Below are 17,407 nucleotides of genomic sequence, written 5' to 3'. Positions count from 1 at the left end.
CCTAATATGGGAGAAATACGTTTGTTAGAGGGTGTTGAAACTGTTTAAACTGTTTAACAATAAACGTCTGTTCATATTATTGATCACACTGGTCATGTTTATCGTTGTTATGGGGTTCAGTCTGGGGACGAGAAAATCCTTGTCCTGGCCGGAGAATTTCCTGAGAGATACGACTGGTTTTGTGCAGAATTTGTTCTACAAGCCCGCTGGATATGTAGCGGGCTTGTTCCAAGATATCGGAAATCTGCATGACCTGGCTGAGGAGAATGAGCAGCTCAAAATCGTTGCTGCTCAATACGCCAGGGATAAAGCGCAGTATAACTTCATCAAGGCACAATACGATCGATATCAAATCGATCTTAAGTTTACGAATGCTCAGAAGAATTTGTACAAATATGACTACCGGATCGCTAATGTGGTCAGTCTGACCACAGAGCCGAGCAACAACACGCTGGTTATTGACCTTGGTGCTAAGGATGGAATTAAGCTGAATATGTCCGTCACCTCTGTGGAGGGACTGGTTGGCGTAATCAGCAAAGTAAGCAATTTCACTTCCACGGTGAAGCTGATGACCATGATGGATCTCAATGATCCCAACTCCCAGCCTCCAATTGCGGCGACTGTCTTCAACAAGGAAGGGACGACCTTCGGAATGATTGAATCCTACGACCAGCAATCCGGGATGCTCATCATGAACAAAATCCCTGTTGGAAATCCGGTAGTCAAAGGTGATACCATCATATCTTCAGGTATTGGGGGAATATACCCGCGCGGAATGTCCATCGGAACAGTTGAGAGTGTTAAGGTAGGAGAATACGGGTTGACTTCTACTGCAATCATTAAGCCGGCGGCAGGATTCCAGGACTGGAAGGAACTCTTCGTTGTCTTTACGCAGGAGCGTGCCGAATAGTGAAGATGCGCAGATCCGTATTAATTCTGTTATTATTTCTATTATTTATTGTTGAAGGCACGATAATGCCCTGGTTGCTTCCGAATGCCTGGGAGATGCGGATTATTCCTAATCTCGTTTTTATCGTTATACTGTTTGTGACAGTATACCATCACCGACATACGGCACTTATTCTTGGTTTGTCTTTCGGTATGCTGCACGATGTGGTCTTTTACGGCAGGATTCTTGGTGCCCATTCGTTCGCAATGGGGTTGTCCGCTTATCTGATTGGCCTGATATTTCAGATTCCGCGCGCCCCGCTGCCGCTGATGATGACGGTGGTGCTGCTGGGCAGCCTTCTTGAGGATAGTGTGCTTTTTGCCATTTACAGTGTATTTAATTTAGGCCAGGTTCCTTATAACTGGGCATTGCTGCATCACATGCTGCCTACCATGTTATTTCATTTTGCTATTGCCCTGCTCCTTTATGTTCCTCTCCGGAGGCAGATTGAACTGCTGAAGAAAGAGACCCGCAAGGAAGAGGCAGCGTGAAGCCGGACTGCATTTTCTTACATGGGAAAGAAGGAATTTGCCTGGCCCGGCACGAATGAATGAGAATGGGGGGACAGGCATATGACAGTACAATCCAAGCATGTAAGGATCAAGGGCATCAAGGATGGCCTGGTATTCCTGCTAGACGACAAGTGTCCCTTTGAAGATCTCTTAAGTGAACTTCGCTATAAACTGGAGCACAGCCATCAGAATATATTGACCGGACCTATTGTGCATGTGGACATTAAGCTGGGTAGCCGTCCCGTGACTGAAGAAGATAAAGAAGCCATTCTCAACATTCTGAAGAGCCAGGGCAATCTGCTGATCCGTTCTGTTGAAGCGTTGGAGGAACCCGGTGAGAAGGACAGTGATGCCCTGTTTCTGATCAGTGGAATGCTTCGCTCGGGCCAAGTGCTGCATCATGAAGGAAATCTTCTGTTTTTGGGTGATGTGAATCCCGGAGGGTCGATTACCTGTACGGGTGATATTTATATTCTCGGAGCGCTCCGCGGAATGGCTCATGCCGGAGTAGATGGCAACCAGGAGGCAATTATTGCTGCATCTTTGCTGTCACCTACACAACTGCGGATTGCCGATGTCATTAGCCGCCCGCCAGATGAATGGGGTACCCGTGAGAGCAGCATGGAATTTGCCTATTTATCGAGCGGTGCTATGCAGATCGACAAAATTCATAATATAGTCAAATTACGTCAGGGTTTAAATGTGTTTAAAGGGGTGTAGCCTCCATGGGAGAAGCGATTGTCGTAACCTCGGGCAAAGGCGGAGTTGGCAAAACAACCACAACGGCCAATATTGGCACCGCGCTTGCATTGCAGGGCAAAAAAGTATGTCTGGTTGATACCGACATTGGACTTCGGAATCTGGATGTAGTTATGGGGCTGGAGAACCGCATCATATATGATCTTGTGGATGTAGCGGAAGGACGCTGCCGCCTGAACCAGGCACTGGTGAAGGACAAGCGTTTTGATGAACTGTACATGCTGCCTGCAGCGCAGACCAAAGACAAGACCTCTGTTACACCAGAGCAGGTAAAGGATATTATTCTTGAACTCAAGAAGGAATACGAATACATCCTGATTGATTGTCCCGCTGGAATCGAGCATGGGTTCCGTAATGCTATTGCTGGGGCAGACAAGGCCATTGTCGTGACTACTCCGGAGCATGCCGCGGTACGGGATGCGGACCGGATTATCGGCCTTTTGGAGCAATCCCATGTAGAGTCGCCGAAGCTGGTAGTTAACCGGATTCGGCCGGGACTTGTGAAATCAGGGGATATGCTTGATATTGAGGATATTCTGCAGGTACTGAATATTGATTTGATCGGTATTGTTCCTGATGATGAACTGGTTATCAAGGCGGCGAACAGCGGAGAGCCAACTGTAATGAACCCTGATTCGGCAGCGGCAATCGCTTACCGCAATATTGCCCGGCGTATCCTGGGTGATGCGGTACCACTGATGCAGCTTGACCGGAAGCCAGGTACCTTCAAGAAGCTGAAGAAGTTCTTCGGTATGGGCTGAAGCGGAATCATAGTCTAAGTAGTACCAAGAGTCAGCAAAGATCCCGTCTGCAGATTAGTCTGCGGCGGGATTTTTGCTTCGAACCTTAAGGGATTTTATAGGATGTACGCTAACAATTTTCAGGAATGCCGACAATAAGTCTCCAGCTAAATACCATTCATCCCATTTCTGTACCCGTCCGGCCGGGGCTTGTTCTAAAGCAGCCTGCGACGTTCATAAAATGAAAGTAAACAAGCCCGCCGGAGGGATCGATATGGAACAGAAATCAGATATTAAAGGCCGCCGCAAACAGCGTATCCGTAACCTGCTGGAGCAGGATGATGCTTCGCAGAAGGCAGCGGTACCACCGCTGTTCGCACTGCCTGACCAGACAACAACCTTCAAGGAATGGGGAGAAGGAGCCTCCCATGATTTTTCCAAGATTCCTGAGCCCGATCCTGAGGCCATGTGGAAGCAGCGGCGTAATAACTGGGTGGATGAAGGCGGAGGAGACAAGCCTGGGTTTGCTTCGGGCTTTATGCGGAAGACTATTGCGAGCCTCGTTGTGTTTGGTGCTGTATGGGGGATCTTCAACGTTCAACAGCCCTGGGCGCTGAAAGTGCAGGTGTTTATTGCCGATGCCCTCACCCGGGATATGGACTTTGCCGCCGCTGAGGTTTGGTATGAAGAGCATTTCAGCGGAGCGCCGGCGTTTATTCCGATTTTTGGTGATAAGAATCCTCCAGCCGAGAAAGTGACTGCTGCTCATGACCTGAATGCTCCTCTTGAGGGAAGCATTGTCCGTCCCTTTGCAGCAACATTAAAGGGTGTGGAGATTATGCCAGCAGTAAATTCTAACAGTTCACTCACGGTGAAAAGTGTAGATACAGGACGCGTTTTGTCCGTTGCCAAAGAAGCAGAGGGCGGAATACGGATTACGGTACGGCATACCGGAGATGTAACGGCTGAATATGGGCATCTAAGCGGAACGAAGCTGGCTGCGGATGATTGGGTTCAGAGCGGAGATACCATTGGCTGGCTTGAGGAACAGGAGAATGCTTCTGTACCCCTGCTTTTTTTTGCAATTATGAAAGACAAGACTTATATTGATCCCGCTGAAGTGGTATCGTTTGATTAGGATCAGAGGTATTGAATTGTCGCTGCATCCCCTATTCGTTCTGATTATGCTGCTCTCCGTGATCACAGGACAGTTCCTGGAGCTGTTGACGTTGTTCACCATTGTATTCATCCACGAGTTGGGACATGTGTGTGCTGCGCTGCTCTGCGGGGTACACGTGAAATCCATACAGCTGCTTCCTTTTGGTGGGGTAGCGGTAATGGAGGATCATGGACGGCTTAACGCGACCCGGGAGATAGGCATTGCGGTTGCTGGACCTTTGCAGAATCTGTTGCTGATATTGATGGCCTATGGTCTCCAGCAGGCTGGATATGGAAGCAGCGGCTTCCTGGCTTATTTCATACAAGCCAATGCCATTATCGGTCTGTTTAATCTGCTGCCGGTACTCCCTCTGGATGGCGGGAAAATATTTCAGGCGACGCTTAGTCTGCTGCTTCCCTATTATGTCACATTACTATGGTGTGGCAGAGTGAGCATCGCGGCGAGTCTGCTGGTGGTGTTGTACTCCATCCTGCCGCTGGGTACGGGCGGAGGGCTCCGTCTGAATCTCCTGATGATCGGTGCGTTTCTTCTTTATTCGAACATTACGGATCAGCGCAATTTACCGTATCGGTTTGTCTCTTTTTTGATGAACAGGGAGGCGGTTTATGAACGTTACCGGCAGTCGGGAAGCGCGGTGCGTCCGATAGTTGCCTTTTCCGCGAAACCTTTGGATGATATATTGCGTCTATTTAAACGTAACCATTATCATTTTATCTATGTAATGAATGAAGAAAAGACCATAGTGGCCGTTGTGCCGGAGCAGAAATTGATCTCTTCTTATTTTGGAATGTAAATGTGGACATGAAACGTCCAGCTAGTAATGGACAGTGGAAGATTGATTCAAACCAGAGGTGAAGCCATGAAACAAATGATCGTTCACTGCACGCAGCATGTTACCCGGATGGCTCTTCTGGACAATGGGAGCCTGGTGGAATATGCGGCTGAACGAGATCAGCAGCAAGGACTGGTCGGGAGCTACTACAAGGGCCGGGTTATGAATGTATTGCCAGGAATGCAGGCTGCTTTTGTTGATATCGGACAGAAGAAGAATGCCTTTTTATATGTGGATGACGTGCTGCATCCCCATCTGGAGAGGCAGCCTGAGGTGAAGCCCTCCATTGAAACGCTGCTGGAGCCCGGCCAGGAAATTGTGGTCCAGGTGAGAAAAGAGCCGCGGGGCGGCAAAGGTGCGCGTGTCACAACCCACTATACACTTCCGGGACGCTGGATGGTGTACATGCCTTATGCAGAATATGTCGGTGTATCCAAAAAAATCAGCCGTGAATCGGAACGCACCAGACTAAAAGGAATGGGTGAACGGCTCCGCAGGCGTGAAGAGGGTATTATCATGCGGACTGTTTCGGAGGATGAGCCGGTGGAGGCCGTTGAAGGCGACCTCTCATTTTTGCGGGCACAGTGGGAAATGATCATCCGCCGGTCACAGGAAGCCGTGGCGCCGGCACTTCTTCACTCTGATCTCAGTATTGTGCAGCGCTTCATCAGGGATGCCTTTAACCCACAGCGTGATGAACTGATGATTGATTCGGCCAAGGCCGTCCGGGAGGCGCAAGCCTTTCTGAATGACATGGCACCTGGAAAATACAAGCCTGTGGGGTTTTATCATGGACAGGAGTCCATCTTTACGGCTTACGGGGTGCAGGAACAGCTCCACAAAAGTTTCGAAAGGAAGATTACGCTGGAGGGTGGAGCAACGCTGATCTGGGATGAGACAGAGGCGTTAACTGTAATTGATGTCAATACCGCGCAATACATCGGCGGATCTACGCTCGAGGAGACTGTAACACGTACGAATCTCCTGGCGGCGGAAGAGATCGGACGATTGATTCGCTTACGCGATACGGGAGGCATTATCATCATCGACTTTATTGATATGCAGCACGAGGAGCACCGGCGGATGGTTACGGAACGGCTCGAGGGGGTCATCAGCCGCGACCGCACACAGACGCATATTCTGGGCTGGACGCACTTGGGATTGCTCGAGATGACCCGCAAGAAGGCGAGACATGATTCTGCGGGTTTTGCCCCGGTGATCTGCCAATGCTGCGGAGGTACAGGCAAAATTGGTTCGTGGCTGGAATGAGCCATGGACTCCCGGTGCATGCAATTTATAATTTTTGAATCATTGACTGTATGGATTATGTATGCTATTATCTTCAAGTATGTGTTTGGTTGTTCTAATCCTACACATGCTGCAACCGCTCCGATCGGGTACATAAGCGCGTTCCCCCTGGGAACTGCCACCTAGACTAGGCGAGTCTGAGACATGAGGAGGTGCAAGTACAATGTATGCAATTATCGAAACTGGCGGTAAACAATACAAAGTCCAAGAGGGCGACGTGTTGTTCATTGAGAAGCTGGAAGCTGAAGACGGCGCAAGCGTAACGTTTGACCGTGTATTGGCTGTTTCTAACGATGGTGGTCTGACTGCAGGAACTCCGCTGGTAAGCGGCGCGTCTGTAACAGCTAAAGTCGAGAAACATGGTAAGGGTCAGAAGGTTGTAGTCTACAAATACAAACCGAAGAAGAACTACCACAAGAAACAAGGTCATCGTCAACCGTACACTAAAGTAACTATCGAGAAGATTCAAGCGTAAGAAGGTGCGTTAATGATTAACGTGCGGATTACACGGGCTTCTGCTCAAGGTGCGATTGTCGGTTTTGCCGTAAAAGGGCATGCGGAATACGCAAAGAACGGCAGGGATATCGTCTGCGCCGGCGTTTCCACCATCACGGTTGGAACGGTGAATTCGATTGAACGTCTGACAGGCGTTGTTCTGGATACTTCGATGAAGGATGGATTTCTTAGCGGGACAATCGTTCCCATAGATCATCCTGAAGTGTCTGCCAAGGTCCAGTTACTACTGGAGTCGATGGTACTCATGCTTGGTGATATCGCAGATTCATATGGGAAGTATATTAAGATACAGGAAGTCATTATTTAAAGAAGGAGGTTGACCAACATGTTGAAATTGGATCTTCAATTGTTCGCATCGAAAAAGGGTGTAGGTTCTACAAAGAACGGACGTGATTCCCACTCCAAGCGTCTTGGCGTAAAACGTGCTGACGGTCAAGCAGTTACCGGCGGGAACATTCTGGTTCGTCAACGCGGAACCAAAATCCACCCGGGCACTAACGTAGGCATCGGTAAAGATGATACGCTGTTCGCTTTGGTTGATGGCGTAGTGAAGTTCGAACGTTGGGGCCGCGATCGCAAAAAAGTGAGCGTGTACCCGGTTGATGTCGCTCCGGTAGCAGCGGCACTGGAAGCGTAAGCTTTCGGAATCAAATTGCAAGTAGAAGCCTCCGGCATGAGTGCCGGGGGCTTTTTTTCAGGAGTATCTTTTTGAATTTGAATTTGAATTTGAATTGCTGGTGATTGCTGAGAAACCCTGTGTTATACTGAAAAATGGTAAATATCAAGTGAAGAGAACGGCTAAATGGGCATGAATTTTGCGAACTGAGGGACGGGGAGAAAGAATGAAATCCTGGAAATGGTTGATCTGGGCAGTCATGTTATCCGTAATGCTTCCTTTAGGACTTTTGTATTGGCACACCTCCCTTTTTACATGTCTGCTGCTCGGCATATGGATAGCCGCAGTGCTTGCTTTCAGTTCCGTATACTACCGGCGTCATTTTGAAGAGGAATTGCGTGTACAGGAGAAGACGCTACAGCAGGCGGCGAACCGGACACTCAATCATCATCGTCATGACTGGATGAATGATCTGCAGGTACTTTACGGATATATCCAGCTCGGCAAGCCTGATAAATCCCTGGAGTGTGTGGGAAGAATAAAGGAACGGATCGCACTGGACAGCCGTATCGCTAAGCTCGGCATTCCTTCGCTCGTGTTCTATCTGCAGTCTTTCCGAACCTTCAGAAGCAGCTTAGAGCTTGAAGTGCTGGTAGAAGAAGGACTGCAGCTGGAGGACAAGCTCAGTGCGGACACGGGGGAAGAGCTTACACAGGTGATTATGCAAACGGTGAGGGCCTATCAGTACAGTGGGCTAGCCTTGCATGGTGACACAAGGAAGCTCCGGCTTGGTTTTACACAGGATGGAGGAGACATTCTTATCTCTTTCGAAGGCGACGGCGATCATGGCAGTCCCGAGCTGCTGCAGGGGCAAATTTATAATATAGTTCAAGGAAAAATTATCAAAGCGGAACAGCCCGGACGGGACAAGAGCTATGTAGAGCTGCGGCTGCCGCTGGAAATGTAAGGAAGGTGAATATGAATGTTCGTAGATAAAGCTAAGATTTATGTAAAAGGCGGCGACGGCGGCGATGGTCTTGTGGCCTTTCGCCGGGAGAAATATGTGCCGGAAGGCGGACCAGCCGGGGGGGACGGCGGCCGTGGAGGAGACGTTATTTTCCGGGTGGATGAAGGTTTGCGTACACTGATGGACTTCCGTTATCAGCGCCACTTCAAAGCAGAGCGCGGGGTCAAGGGGCGTAACAAAAGCCAGCACGGAGCGAACGCCGAGCACATGATTGTTCGCATTCCGCCAGGAACTGTACTGATTGACGATGACACCCAGGAAGTGATAGCCGACATGACCCGACATGGACAGCAGGTCGTGGTTGCCCGTGGGGGGCGGGGCGGACGGGGAAATACCCGGTTTGCCACAGCTAATAATACAGCTCCTGAGCTGGCGGAGAATGGTGAAGAAGGCCAGGAACGCTACATTGTGATGGAACTGAAGGTTATGGCAGATGTAGGGCTTGTGGGTTTCCCGAGTGTGGGTAAATCTACTCTGCTTTCTGTCGTTTCTGCTGCTCAGCCCAAGATCGGAGCGTACCACTTCACAACCATTACACCGAACCTGGGAGTTGTGGATGTAGGCGATGGCCGAAGCTTTGTAATGGCCGATCTGCCGGGACTCATTGAAGGTGCGAGTGAAGGTGTAGGTCTGGGACATGAATTCCTGCGTCATGTTGAGCGCACCCGGATCATCATTCATGTTGTGGATATGTCCGGTTCCGAAGGACGCGATCCTTTTGAGGATTGGGTGAAGATTAATGATGAGTTGAGACAATATAATGCCGGTCTTATTGACCGTCCACAGATTGTAGCGGCCAATAAGATGGATATGCCTGAATCAGAGGCTAATCTGATTGCTTTCCGTGAGAAGGTATCTGAGCTCCGGCCGGATATGGAGATCATGCCGATTTCTTCCCTTACCCGCCAAGGGGTTCAAGAACTTCTTTACCGGGCAACGGATGTCCTCGACAGTATTCCTGTGGCTCCGGTTGTGGAAGAAGTGGCAGAGACCAAAGAACGCAAGGTCTACAAGCTGGAAGCAGAAGAGGATAACTCCTTTACCATTACGCGTGACAATGATGCCTTTGTCGTCAGCAGCCCTCGGATTGAGCGGATGCTGAAACGGATGCAGCTCAGTACACATGATGCTATACTGAAGCTTGCCCGTACATTGCGCCACATGGGTGTAGATGCGGAACTCCGCAAACGTGGGGCTGTGGAAGGAACCATTGTCCGTATCGCTGATTTTGAATTCGAGTTTGTTGAGAATAGCAGCTACTATTAAGTAGTTGCCGGCTTGACGCTTAATACCAGACGCCGACTGTGCTTTCCCGGAAAAGGGAGGTACAGCCGGCGTTTTTTACTTGGACCCAACTGATCGTCAATGAATCCCAAGAAGCGATTTTGTTCAAGGGCAGTCAGGCATTGGGTTTCTTTACAGCCAGCAGACATACGAACGTTCCGATTCTCTCCAATATTGCCTGATTAGGCAATGGGTGGCCTTTATATGGGATCACCCCCGGATTTTCGGGGATTTTGCTGTATTATACCAGAAGGGCAATGCAACTTGCAGCTCGGAGAGAGTTGAGTGTGAACTTACTGCAACGGAGTGCTAGGTTGTTATATGTGAAAAGTTGTTGTTGCATTTTACAGCAGCCATCCCGTATAATGTCCACTATATAAACACAAAAGTCTTTGAGGTGAGGACGTTCGTGAAAGAACGCTATTATTTGGTCCGAGAGGACATATTGCCTGACGCTGTGCTGAAGACTATGCAGGTCAAGCAGCTGCTTGAGGCGGGAGATGCCAAGACGGTACATGAGGGTGTAGAACAGGTTGGGCTTAGCCGCAGCGCATTTTATAAATACAAGGATGGTATTCATCTGATCCATCAGCTCGAACGCGAGCGTATTGTCACAATCTCCATTGATCTGGAGCACGAGTCTGGTATGCTGTCCAAAGTGCTGGGATCTGTGGCAGTTCATGGTGCCAATGTGCTGACAATTCATCAGAGTATTCCGCTCCAGGGACGGGCCAATGTGGTTATCTCTGTGGAGATATCGCATTTGAACGAAGAGCTCGGGGATATGCTGGACAGTCTGAAGGCGATACCCGGAGTGAAACGTGCTTTAATTATCGGGCAAGGGTAGTATAGCTTCATAAAACTTTTAGGAGGATTCAAATGAAGCCGGTCAAAGTGGGGTTACTGGGTCTGGGAACAGTAGGTACGGGCGTAGTCCGTATCGTAGAAGGAAATCAGGAAGATCTGAGCAGTCAGGTGGGTTCACCGATTGTTATTGAGCGCATTGCTGTGAAGAATACCGAGAAAGCCCGTGATATCGAAGTGGATGCCGCTATAATTACCGATGATCCTTGGGAGGTTATCCGGGACCCGGAGATTGACGTTATTGTGGAAGTGATGGGCGGGATCGCAGGAACGAAGGAATATATTCTGGAGGCACTGGAACGCGGCAAGCATATCGTGACCGCCAACAAGGATTTAATGGCGCTGCATGGCTCCGAGATTCTGGCTAAGGCGCAGGAGAAACAGTGCGATGTTTTTTATGAGGCCAGTGTAGCCGGAGGGATTCCGATTATCCGTACATTGATCGAAGGCTTTTCCTCTGACAAAATCGTGAAGATTATGGGCATCGTAAACGGGACTACTAATTACATACTGAGCAAAATGAGCCAGGAAGGCGCATCCTATCTTGATGTCTTGAAGGAAGCACAGGAACTGGGATATGCCGAATCAGATCCAACCTCCGATGTCGAGGGCTTGGATGCTGCACGAAAGATGGCTATTCTCGGCACCCTTGGTTTTCGTACCAATGTTGAGCTGAGTGATGTCAGTGTCAGCGGCATCTCTGGAGTGAGCAAGGAGGATATTGCTTTTGCCAAAAGACTTGGTTATGAGATGAAGCTGCTGGGCATCGCCGAGAGCCACGAAGATGAATTCAGTATCAGTGTGCAGCCTACGATGATTCGGGCCAGCCATCCGATTGCTTCCGTGAACGGTGTGTACAATGCGGTGTATGTATATGGTCAAGCCGTGGGAGAAACCATGTTCTATGGTGCAGGAGCGGGCGCAATGCCAACAGCAACGTCCATAGTAGCGGATCTGGTTGCCGTCATTAAGAATCTTAAGCTGGGTGTTAACGGGTTAAAGCAGATTGTTCCTTACAAACAAAAGAAGCTCAAGAGTGACGAAGACATCTTCTATAAGAATTTCCTGCTGCTTCATGTGGATGACAAGGCAGGGGTACTGGCCAAAATCACGCAGGTATTTGCAGAGTACGATGTCAGTCTGGATTCCGTGGTGCAGCAGGCGAATTCGCATAATCCGGACGCAGAAATTATTATCGTGACGCACAATGCGAGCAAGGCGAGTATGAATAAAGTAATGCGGCATCTCGAGCAACTTAAGGTTATTCACCGGATTAAGAGCCACTATCGGGTGGAAGGCTGAACCTTAAATCCCTGCTGACAGCTCTACGCAAAAATAATGAAGGAGATTTTACCAGCTATGAGTATGTACGGAAGGTCTAGAGTTAAAGTCCCCGCCAGTACCGCAAATCTGGGGCCGGGTTTTGATACATTGGGCATGGCGCTTTCCCTGTATGCCTGGATTGAAATGGAGGAATCCGCAGATACCGTATTTCATCTTTATGGAGATGAGATGGCAGGTGTGGCCACGGATAAAAGCAATCTGCTCTACCAGGTGGCACAAATGGTCTTTGCCGAAGCCGGTGTAGAGATTCCGGAGCTTTCCATTACCATGTACTCCGAGATCCCCCTTACTCGAGGACTGGGCAGCAGCGCATCAGCGATTGTTGGCGGAATGGCGGCAGCCAATGCAATGATTGGTTCCCCTTTGAGCCTAGCCAAGCTGTTCGATATGGCAACTGCCCTGGAGAAGCATCCCGATAATGTGGGGGCCTCGCTTTTCGGCGGGATTATCACAGCTGTCTGGGATGGCGAGCATGCGGATTATATCCGGATTGAGCCTCCCCGGGACCTTGAGGTTCTGGTAGTAATTCCTCAATTCGAACTCTCTACCACCAAAGCGCGTGGTGTGCTTCCATTGGAGATCACGGTAGGAGATGCTGTGCATAACATCAGCCGGACCTCGCTTTTGACTGCTGCTATGGCTGCAGGCCGGCTTGATCTCATTGGCCGCGCCATGCAGGATCGCCTGCATCAGCCTTATCGGGCACCACTGGTGCCCGGCATGGAGAAGCTGCTGGCCGAAGCGACAGGGCATGGGGCACTGGGCATTGCATTGAGTGGTGCCGGACCTACGCTGCTCTGTATGGTTGAGCGGAATGGGAGTCGTAAGGAGGAGCTGGAGCTCTTTCTGAAACAAACGATGGAGGAGCATGGTATTCCTGCACGTACCTGCTGGCTGCTGCCTTGTACTTCAGGAGTTGTCTCAGAGCTGATTGAAACAAACCAGATGCAAAATGGGTCATTTTTGGATATGATAAAAGGAGAAAAACAGTTATGAAATCAATAGCAGTGTTGCCGCAGGGCTCGGTCTCGCACGAAGCGCTGCTGCATTTATTTGGTGATGAGCCTGTAAATATTGAGCATCATAAGCTTATCTCTGATGTTTTTCTGGCCACGGCTAGTGGTATGGCGGACTACAGCGTAATTCCTATTGAGAATACTATCGAAGGTTCGGTAAGTCTGCATATTGATTGGCTCATCAACGAAGTGGATCTGCCAATGCAGGCAGAGTGGATTTTTCCATCCATACAGAATCTGATCAGTAATCCTAAGGAATTCACAGATGCTGAAGGCCATAAGGATTACACCAAAGTGGTCAAAATCCTTTCTCATCCCGTTGCCATGGCGCAATGTCTGCAATTTATCCGTCAACACGCCCCTTGGGCAGAACTGGAGTCGGTCGGAAGCACATCCGAAGCGGTTGAAATCGTGTCCAAGAATCCAGGTATTGGCTGGGCAGCAATCGGTACAGCGCTTGGTGCAGCAACGCATGGGCTTGAGATTGTAGAGCGGCAGGTTACGGACCATAATAACAATTACACACGGTTTGTGCTGGTAGGTCATCAGAAGCTGGAACTTCCACGGAAAAGCAGTGGTGATAAGACAAGCATTCTGGTGACTCTGCCGGAGGACTTTCCGGGGGCGCTCCATCAGGTACTGGCTGCATTTGCTTGGCGGCGGCTGAATTTATCGCGTATAGAGTCACGGCCGACGAAGAAGAAATTGGGTACTTATTATTTTTATATTGATGTGCTGGAACCGATAGAATCGGTCCTGCTCCCCGGGGCAATTGAAGAGATCAAGGCCCTGGGCTGCCAGGTGCGGATTCTGGGCTCGTATCCCACATACACCTATGAGGAAGAGAAAGCGGAGGTGCAGTAAGTTCATGGCTGAGCAATGGATCTATCTGGATGGACAACACGTAACGAAGGAAAATGCAAAGGTATCCGTGTTTGATCACGGATTTTTATACGGAGACGGTATTTTTGAGGGCATCCGTATCTACAACGGCAACATTTTTAAATGCAAGGAGCATCTGGACCGGCTGTATGATTCGGCGAAATCCATCATGCTGGACATTCCGTTGAGCTACGATGAAATGCTGGAAGCCATGGCTGAAACCATTCGTCTTAATGAAATGCATAACGGATATATCCGTCTGATTGTATCACGCGGTCCCGGCAATTTGGGTCTGGACCCCCGCCGCTGCCCCAAAGCCAGTGTCATCATTATTGTAGAACAGCTGGCTATTTATCCGGAGCAGGCTTACTTGAACGGACTTCGTGCGGTTTCTGTCTCACAGCGCCGTAATATTCCGGATGCGCTGAATCCGAAGATCAAATCCCTGAACTATCTCAATAATATCCTTGTCAAAATCCAGTCCAATCTGGCAGAGGCTGACGAAGCGATTATGATGAACGCTCAAGGGTATGTAACCGAAGGCTCAGGAGACAATATTTTTATCGTCAAAAAGGGTATAGTCTATACGCCTCCTTGCTACCTGGGAGCGCTTGAGGGTATTACCCGCCTGGCAATCATTGAGCTGTGCGACAAGCTCGGTCTGACCCTGAAAGAAGAACCGTTCACTATGCATGATGTATACATTGCGGATGAAGTTTTCTTCACCGGTACAGCAGCCGAAGTTATTGCAGCCCGTGAAATCGACGGCCGGATTATTGGCGCAGGTCATGCAGGCCCAATTACGTTGCAGCTGCTTGAAGAATTCCGCAATGTTGTGGACAAAGACGGCTACAAGGTTTGGGAATAAGCCGGGCCTATAGCAAAAATTTATGTTACAGTAAAAATCCTTTCATGCCATGCATGAAAGGATTTTTTTTGCTTAAGGGATGTCAATCGCCTATGGGCTGCATAAGATGTAGTAACGAAGGAGGCGGCTGTACGCAATAAAGAAGCTGGGAAGCAGAATATCCTGAGATAGGCATTCGGCATCAGAGATTACAGCTAAGCTATTTGAGTGCAGGCGCCGTTCACAGAAGTATGAGCCCGCAAAACTTGGCAGATTCTTTCGGAGTTAAGTCTTGCACGAAGTTGATTCAGAAAGCCATTCGAATAAAATTCAGTATGCTTTCGAAGGGAGTTTTGTACAAGGCGAGGCCGGGAAGTAATGCTCATAAAACTTTTAGGAGGTTATTGCTGCGTGAAAATACACATTGTCAAATCAGGCGATACGCTATATGCATTGTCGCAAAAGTACGGAGTACCGCTGCAAAAAATTATTGAGGCCAATCCACAGATCAGCAATCCGGATGTGCTCGCCGTTGGAGATAAGGTCAAAATCCCTACGACAGCCGTCCAGGTTCCGGAAAACAATGAGGTCTACTACAAACATAACGTTAAGCAAGGAGATACCCTGTGGAAGTTGTCCAAAGCATGGGGGATTTCACTAAAGGATATGATTGATGCTAACACGCAACTAAAGAATCCCAATGCACTGCTGGTTGGTGAAGTTGTCAATATTCCTAAGAAGGGCAATCTTTCTGCGGGCGAGCCACAATCCGAAGCAACGGCTATAATTGACAAAACAAAGCTGGGTTCCAAAGATTACACCGGAGTTAAAGAGCAGCCTTCTGCCGTGGTGCCCCCTGTTTCAACAACACTGCCCGCACCTTCACCGAATAAAGAGCCTGAAGTTTCACCCACAGTGAATAAGATGCCTGAAGTTTTACCTGTACAGCCTGAAGTTTCACCAATAATGAACAATGCGCCTGAAGTCTCACCTATAATGAACAAAGCGCCTGAGGTCTCACCTATAGTGAACAAAGCGCCTGAGGTCTCACCTATAGTAAACAAAGCACCGGAAGTGTCACCTGTTCATGAAATGATTCATGAAACACAAAGTTTGTTTGTGCAAATTTCAGTGCCTGCACAGGAAGCAATGAAGTATGAGATGCCAATGGAAAAGTCGAAATCAGAAGTGCAGCCGACTTCCTGGTATGAAAATAAAACACCGGCATGTGACAATTCGCTAGGGTATCCCGGACTGAGTGGGAATCCATATTTCGTGGATTTTCCACCGGCATATCCGAACTACGAGCCCATGGCTGCTATGGGGATGAATTCAGCGCCGAACTTTATGCAGCCAGTGAACTATATGCCAGAGTGTGCTTCCCTATACGGCATGAATCCAGTATCAGATTTTCAGGGAGCCTGGTATCCGAATTCAGCACCGGAATATCCTAATAATAGTCCTTTCAGCGAAAACCCCTCTTTTGCTATGCCGCAGTATGGTGAACAGCCTGTCAATTTGCCATGGCCCTCCTGCGGTTGCGGTTCAGTGATGCCTTTGCAGCCGATTCAGCCATATTCCTATGAGCAGCCTGTGGTTAATCCTTATCCCGACTATATGCATCCAATGCCAGGAATGGTTTCGCCTTACGGAGTAGATATGGGGCCTCAAGGAAACTTTGTATCTCCCAATACTTTTGCAGCTCCTATGGTATCAAATATTCCGGCATATCCAATGTATCCGGGCATGGAGAATTATGCGCATAATCGGATACCTGAGATACAGGAGCCGGAATTTATTCAGCAGGAAACAATTCGTACAGCAGAAGCTGGAGTTTCTGAACCTGCGGTGAAGAGTAAAGGTGGTACAGCAAAAGCATCCGCACAAAAGGTTAAAACTTCAGGCCAAACTACCACTGCTGTCAATAAAACCGCCGGCAAGCAACGTTCCAATCAGAATACCCGTAAAGGTACTATGAAAAAGAGCCGAAATCCATGGATTTCGAACTAACATTTTTTTAGGCTGAGTCCAGCTTCTATAAGCATGCTGTAATGCATTGTTCATGCATTACAGCATGCTTTGTTGTCATGGGCGCGAATTCATACATAGTGATATTAATTAGGCCTAAGGACTGTTTTGTATTGGTAAAAATTGAGGTTGTATTTAGTATAGGATTCATGTTATATTATAAATCCAGTCGCAGACATGATAAAAAAGTTTGATGATTGGAATCATGAATATCTATCAATATGCTGATATGCTTCAAAAAAAGATGTTGCAATTGATTGATGAACGTGATATATTATAAGAGTTGCTGGTGACGAGATAATCGGCGCCGATGACGAGCTTGATCTTTGAAAACTGAACAACGAGTGAGTGGGATTTCACGCAAGTGGGATCCAAAAATAGAGAATATTTTATTCTCGTCAGATGTTTCAAAATGAGCAATCGCTCTTTCTAAATACCAATTTGGAGAGTTTGATCCTGGCTCAGGACGAACGCTGGCGGCGTGCCTAATACATGCAAGTCGAGCGGAGCTTATCCTTCGGGGTAAGCTTAGCGGCGGACGGGTGAGTAACACGTAGGCAACCTACCCTCTAGACTGGGATAACTACCGGAAACGGTAGCTAATACCGGATAATTCCTTCACCCTCATGGGCGAGGGATGAAAGGCGGAGCAATCTGCTACTAGAGGATGGGCCTGCGGCGCATTAGCTAGTTGGTGGGGTAA

At 48.7% G+C, this 17,407-nt stretch carries 18 protein-coding genes, 1 rRNA gene and 1 other annotated feature; all 19 genes read left to right on the top strand.

Going from position 1 to position 17,407, the window contains the following annotated elements; translation table 11 throughout:
* Positions 1-31 precede the first annotated feature (31 nt).
* Positions 32-910, top strand: coding sequence for a rod shape-determining protein MreC (gene mreC, locus A3844_RS21695; protein ID WP_074086584.1), 879 nt, complete (start codon positions 32-34; stop codon positions 908-910).
* Positions 910-1,440 (top strand): rod shape-determining protein MreD, encoded by a 531-nt coding sequence (gene mreD / locus A3844_RS21690; protein ID WP_083606960.1) that lies wholly within the window; start codon positions 910-912, stop codon positions 1,438-1,440. The genes mreC and mreD overlap by 1 nt, the downstream gene beginning before the upstream one ends.
* 81 nt (positions 1,441-1,521) lie before the next feature.
* Complete coding sequence (gene minC / locus A3844_RS21685; RefSeq protein WP_074086585.1) at positions 1,522-2,181, top strand: septum site-determining protein MinC; 660 nt, start codon at positions 1,522-1,524, stop codon at positions 2,179-2,181.
* Positions 2,182-2,186: 5 nt separating this feature from the next.
* Positions 2,187-2,981 (top strand): septum site-determining protein MinD, encoded by a 795-nt coding sequence (minD, locus tag A3844_RS21680; RefSeq protein ID WP_074086586.1) that lies wholly within the window; start codon positions 2,187-2,189, stop codon positions 2,979-2,981.
* 253 nt (positions 2,982-3,234) lie between these two features.
* The gene (locus tag A3844_RS21675; RefSeq protein WP_074086587.1) at positions 3,235-4,098 is read left to right on the top strand and encodes a M23 family metallopeptidase; all 864 of its coding nucleotides are present in this window, start codon (positions 3,235-3,237) and stop codon (positions 4,096-4,098) included.
* Positions 4,091-4,933: a M50 family metallopeptidase gene (locus A3844_RS21670; RefSeq protein WP_074086588.1), complete on the top strand. Its 843-nt coding sequence runs from the start codon at positions 4,091-4,093 to the stop codon at positions 4,931-4,933. The genes A3844_RS21675 and A3844_RS21670 overlap by 8 nt, the downstream gene beginning before the upstream one ends.
* 66 nt (positions 4,934-4,999) lie before the next feature.
* On the top strand, positions 5,000-6,241 hold the full coding sequence (locus A3844_RS21665) for an Rne/Rng family ribonuclease (protein ID WP_074108431.1): 1,242 nt from the start codon (positions 5,000-5,002) through the stop codon (positions 6,239-6,241).
* Positions 6,242-6,344: 103 nt separating this feature from the next.
* Positions 6,345-6,429, top strand: a sequence feature (ribosomal protein L21 leader region).
* Between the two features lie 14 nt (positions 6,430-6,443).
* Positions 6,444-6,755 (top strand): 50S ribosomal protein L21, encoded by a 312-nt coding sequence (gene rplU, locus A3844_RS21660; RefSeq protein WP_074086590.1) that lies wholly within the window; start codon positions 6,444-6,446, stop codon positions 6,753-6,755.
* A gap of 12 nt (positions 6,756-6,767) precedes the next feature.
* Positions 6,768-7,103 (top strand): ribosomal-processing cysteine protease Prp, encoded by a 336-nt coding sequence (locus tag A3844_RS21655; protein ID WP_074086591.1) that lies wholly within the window; start codon positions 6,768-6,770, stop codon positions 7,101-7,103.
* A gap of 18 nt (positions 7,104-7,121) precedes the next feature.
* Entirely contained in the window at positions 7,122-7,433 is a 312-nt protein-coding gene (rpmA, locus tag A3844_RS21650; protein ID WP_020429282.1) for a 50S ribosomal protein L27, read from the top strand.
* A gap of 205 nt (positions 7,434-7,638) precedes the next feature.
* The gene (locus A3844_RS21645) at positions 7,639-8,379 is read left to right on the top strand and encodes a Spo0B domain-containing protein (RefSeq protein WP_074086592.1); all 741 of its coding nucleotides are present in this window, start codon (positions 7,639-7,641) and stop codon (positions 8,377-8,379) included.
* A 15-nt stretch (positions 8,380-8,394) separates the two neighbouring features.
* Positions 8,395-9,705 carry a GTPase ObgE gene (gene obgE, locus A3844_RS21640; RefSeq protein WP_074086593.1) on the top strand — a complete coding sequence of 437 codons (1,311 nt, stop codon included), beginning with the start codon at positions 8,395-8,397 and terminating at the stop codon, positions 9,703-9,705.
* Positions 9,706-10,132: 427 nt separating this feature from the next.
* Positions 10,133-10,570 carry an ACT domain-containing protein gene (locus A3844_RS21635; RefSeq protein WP_020429271.1) on the top strand — a complete coding sequence of 146 codons (438 nt, stop codon included), beginning with the start codon at positions 10,133-10,135 and terminating at the stop codon, positions 10,568-10,570.
* 32 nt (positions 10,571-10,602) lie between these two features.
* On the top strand, positions 10,603-11,889 hold the full coding sequence (locus tag A3844_RS21630) for a homoserine dehydrogenase (protein ID WP_074086594.1): 1,287 nt from the start codon (positions 10,603-10,605) through the stop codon (positions 11,887-11,889).
* A 57-nt stretch (positions 11,890-11,946) separates the two neighbouring features.
* A complete protein-coding gene (gene thrB / locus A3844_RS21625) occupies positions 11,947-12,927 on the top strand; it encodes a homoserine kinase (protein WP_074108430.1) in 981 nt (326 codons plus the stop codon).
* A complete protein-coding gene (gene pheA, locus A3844_RS21620; RefSeq protein WP_074086596.1) occupies positions 12,924-13,811 on the top strand; it encodes a prephenate dehydratase in 888 nt (295 codons plus the stop codon). The genes thrB and pheA overlap by 4 nt, the downstream gene beginning before the upstream one ends.
* Before the next feature lie 4 nt (positions 13,812-13,815).
* Positions 13,816-14,697 (top strand): branched-chain-amino-acid transaminase, encoded by an 882-nt coding sequence (ilvE, locus tag A3844_RS21615; RefSeq protein WP_074086597.1) that lies wholly within the window; start codon positions 13,816-13,818, stop codon positions 14,695-14,697.
* A gap of 612 nt (positions 14,698-15,309) precedes the next feature.
* Complete coding sequence (locus A3844_RS21610) at positions 15,310-16,686, top strand: LysM peptidoglycan-binding domain-containing protein (protein WP_425270620.1); 1,377 nt, start codon at positions 15,310-15,312, stop codon at positions 16,684-16,686.
* Between the two features lie 456 nt (positions 16,687-17,142).
* A 16S ribosomal RNA gene (locus A3844_RS21605) occupies positions 17,143-17,407 on the top strand; the annotation flags it as partial.

The organism is Paenibacillus helianthi, assembly GCF_001909055.1.
GTDB lineage: Bacteria > Bacillota > Bacilli > Paenibacillales > Paenibacillaceae > Paenibacillus_AQ > Paenibacillus_AQ helianthi.
The sequence above is the reverse complement of the archived record's forward strand: the minus strand, read 5'-3'. Positions and strand labels throughout refer to the sequence as shown.

Bases quoted from the DNA above. Each gene is read 5' to 3' on its own strand.
- minC (WP_074086585.1), top strand. From the start codon at position 1,522: ATGACAGTACAATCCAAGCATGTAAGGATCAAGGGCATCAAGGATGGC.
- minD (WP_074086586.1), top strand. From the start codon at position 2,187: ATGGGAGAAGCGATTGTCGTAACCTCGGGCAAAGGCGGAGTTGGCAAA.
- A3844_RS21675 (WP_074086587.1), top strand. From the start codon at position 3,235: ATGGAACAGAAATCAGATATTAAAGGCCGCCGCAAACAGCGTATCCGT.
- A3844_RS21665 (WP_074108431.1), top strand. From the start codon at position 5,000: ATGAAACAAATGATCGTTCACTGCACGCAGCATGTTACCCGGATGGCT.
- rplU (WP_074086590.1), top strand. From the start codon at position 6,444: ATGTATGCAATTATCGAAACTGGCGGTAAACAATACAAAGTCCAAGAG.
- A3844_RS21655 (WP_074086591.1), top strand. From the start codon at position 6,768: ATGATTAACGTGCGGATTACACGGGCTTCTGCTCAAGGTGCGATTGTC.
- rpmA (WP_020429282.1), top strand. From the start codon at position 7,122: ATGTTGAAATTGGATCTTCAATTGTTCGCATCGAAAAAGGGTGTAGGT.
- A3844_RS21645 (WP_074086592.1), top strand. From the start codon at position 7,639: ATGAAATCCTGGAAATGGTTGATCTGGGCAGTCATGTTATCCGTAATG.
- obgE (WP_074086593.1), top strand. From the start codon at position 8,395: ATGTTCGTAGATAAAGCTAAGATTTATGTAAAAGGCGGCGACGGCGGC.
- A3844_RS21630 (WP_074086594.1), top strand. From the start codon at position 10,603: ATGAAGCCGGTCAAAGTGGGGTTACTGGGTCTGGGAACAGTAGGTACG.
- thrB (WP_074108430.1), top strand. From the start codon at position 11,947: ATGAGTATGTACGGAAGGTCTAGAGTTAAAGTCCCCGCCAGTACCGCA.
- pheA (WP_074086596.1), top strand. From the start codon at position 12,924: ATGAAATCAATAGCAGTGTTGCCGCAGGGCTCGGTCTCGCACGAAGCG.
- ilvE (WP_074086597.1), top strand. From the start codon at position 13,816: ATGGCTGAGCAATGGATCTATCTGGATGGACAACACGTAACGAAGGAA.